General features: G+C 72.0%; 3 protein-coding genes. All 3 read right to left on the reverse strand.

Annotated elements, in window-relative coordinates:
* On the reverse strand, nt 1-960 hold a 960-nt coding region (locus tag R6V09_RS50415; RefSeq protein ID WP_317888134.1), incomplete at its 3' end, for a serine/threonine-protein kinase.
* A gap of 110 nt (nt 961-1,070) precedes the next feature.
* Nucleotides 1,071-1,544: a DUF4440 domain-containing protein gene (locus R6V09_RS50420; protein WP_317888135.1), complete on the reverse strand. Its 474-nt coding sequence runs from the start codon at nt 1,542-1,544 to the stop codon at nt 1,071-1,073.
* A 55-nt stretch (nt 1,545-1,599) separates the two neighbouring features.
* Nucleotides 1,600-2,669: M24 family metallopeptidase (locus R6V09_RS50425; protein WP_317888136.1), on the reverse strand; the 1,070-nt coding region annotated here is incomplete at its 5' end.

Below are 2,669 nucleotides of genomic sequence, written 5' to 3' on the forward strand. Positions count from 1 at the left end.
GTCCAGGGTGGCGGTCGGCTGCGGGGCGAGGGCCGTCACCGCGTCCGGGGCGACGGACGCCGCACCGCCGCCGAGGTCGACGACGGTCGCGGCACGTTCCCGGTCCGCCAAGGAGCCGGCGGCGAGGGCCTGTTGGTAGGCGGGATGGTGGACGAGGTCGGCCTCGGCCCGGCAGAGTTCGATGATGCGCTGTGGGGCGGGGCGCTGAGCGGGATCGCTCCGCACACAGGCCTCGATCAGCTCGGCGACACCGGTGTCCACACCCCGCAGGTCGATCTCCCCGTGCACCGAACGGTAGGACACGGCCGCGAACGGCCCGTCCCCGTAAGGCGGTCGGCCGGTGACGGCGAACGCCAGAGTGGCCCCGAGCGCGAACACGTCCGCTTCCGGACCGGTCCCGCCGCCGGTGAAGGTCTCCGGCGCGATGTACCCGGGACTGCCCATCGCACTGCCGACCTGCGTCAGGTTGGACGCACCGGTGGACCTGGCGATGCCGAAGTCGATCAGCTGCGGGCCGGTGGCGGAGAGGATGACGTTGTGCGGCTTGAGGTCCCGGTGCCACACACCCCGGACATGGATGGCGTCCAGCCCCTCGGCCAGCGCGGCCAGCATGACCCGGGCCAGGTCGGCGGGCAGCGGTCCGCCGCTCACGACGGCGGCGTGCAGCGTGGGCCCCGGCACGTACTCGGTGGCCAGCCAGTACGGCGGCGTGTCCAGCTCCGCGTCGATGAGCGAGGCCGTGTACGCGCTGCGGACCGTGCCCAGGGTCTCCACCTCACGGCGGAACCGGCTCAGGGCGTGCTCGTCGTGACGGAGGTGGTCGTTGATCACCTTGACGGCGGCGGGACGGCCACCGGGCGACCGGGCCAGGTACACCTTCCCCATCCCGCCCTCGCCGAGTCTGCCGACGAGACGGTAGCGGCCTATGTGCGAGGGGTCGGAACCATCGAGCGAAAGCACGGAACATGTCCTCCTTGAGCGGAGCCGACGATCACCGCATCCACCGTGAGGTCGACTCGGCCGGGCTCCGACCCGACATACTAGGGGTGCGATCGCCGACGCCCGGGCAACTACCCGCCACCGGCCGTCAGTTGCCCATGGATGTCCTCGTGCAGATGCACGACGAGCCACTGGCCGTCGGGACGGTCACGCCGCAGGACCGTTGTGATACGGGCCAGTTCCGGTGGGGCCGCGCGGTAGTCGACCCGTAGCCAGTAGCGGGCCACGGCCAGGTCCCCGAAGACGTCGACGACCTCGCCGTAGGCCGTGAGGCCGGTCTCTTCGGGGCCGTCTTCGGAGACGGGGCGGCTGTCCCGGACTCGGTTCAACTCCGTTCTGCCACAGATGAGTTCGGGGGTCGCCGAGTCCCAGAGGGTGGCCTCGGGATCGAGGAAGGAGTCGACGCGTTCGCGGTCGCCCGCGGTGTAGCCCTCGTACATTCCCGTGATCACCGTCCACACCTCGGCCAGTTCGGCGGGCGCGCCACCCGGGCGGGCACCGCCGTCGGGTGCGGGAGTGGCGGAACGGGACGGGAAAGCGGGCATGGCGGGGTCCTTGTGTGGGTGCGTGCGGTGAGTGTTGGAGCGGGTGCGGCTCGGGTCAGGGGAGTACGACCAGGTCCCGGGGCGTGCGGTTGAGGCGCTCGCCGCCGTCCTCCGTGCAGATCACGATGTCCTCGATCCGCGCTCCGTACCGGCCGGGCAGATAGATGCCGGGTTCGACGGAGAACGCCATGCCGGGGGCGAGCGGGAGCGGGTTGCCGGCCACGATGTACGGCTCCTCGTGGCTCTCCAGTCCGATGCCGTGCCCGGTGCGGTGGATGAAGTGCGGCCCGTATCCGGCTTCGGTGATGATGTCCCGTCCCACGGCGTCGAGTTGACCGGCCGTCAGACCCGGTCGTACGGCGTCGGTCTGGGCGCGTTGGGCGCGCAGTAGCACCTCGTGGAGGCGGCGGAAGTCGGCGGGCGGCTCGCCGACCGCGTATACGCGCGTGGAGTCGGAGCAGTAGCCGTCCCTGGTCGTACCGCCGATGTCGACGACCACCGGGTCGCCGGGGCGGATCGTGCGGTCGGACAGTTCGTGGTGCGGGCTGGCGCTGTTCGGGCCTGACCCGACGATGACGAAGTCGGCCCGGACGTGCCCCTCGGCGACGATGGCGTCCGCGATGTCCCGGCCGACCTCGCGTTCGGTGCGTCCGGCCCGCAGCCACTCCCCCATGCGGGCGTGCACCCGGTCGATGGCCGCACCGGCAAGGCGCAGGGCGTCCGCCTCCTGCGGGGTCTTGCGCATCCGCAGTTCGTTGAGCACCCCTCCGGCCAACTCCTGCTCCGCGCCCGGCAGTACGGCACGGAAGGCGAAGATCTTCTCCGCCCACATACGGTTGTCGACGCCGACGCGGGCCGTCCGGGCGGGCAGCCGGGCGGCGACGAGCGCGTACGGGTCGTCGGTCTCGTGCCAGCCGGTGATCTCGATGCCGAGGTCGCCGGCCGGGGACGCCCGCGCGGCGGGTTCCTCCAGGGCCGGAACGAGCAGGAAGGGCTCGTCGTCGGCCGGCAGGACCAGGCAGGTCAGCCGTTCCAGCGGCATGGCGTCGTAGCCGGTCAGATGACGCAGGTCCGCGCCGGGCGAGATCAGCAGGGCGTCCAGGCCGGCCCGGGCCGCGGCCTCCC

This window comes from Streptomyces sp. W16 (assembly GCF_033194735.1).
In the GTDB taxonomy this organism is placed as follows: domain Bacteria; phylum Actinomycetota; class Actinomycetes; order Streptomycetales; family Streptomycetaceae; genus Streptomyces.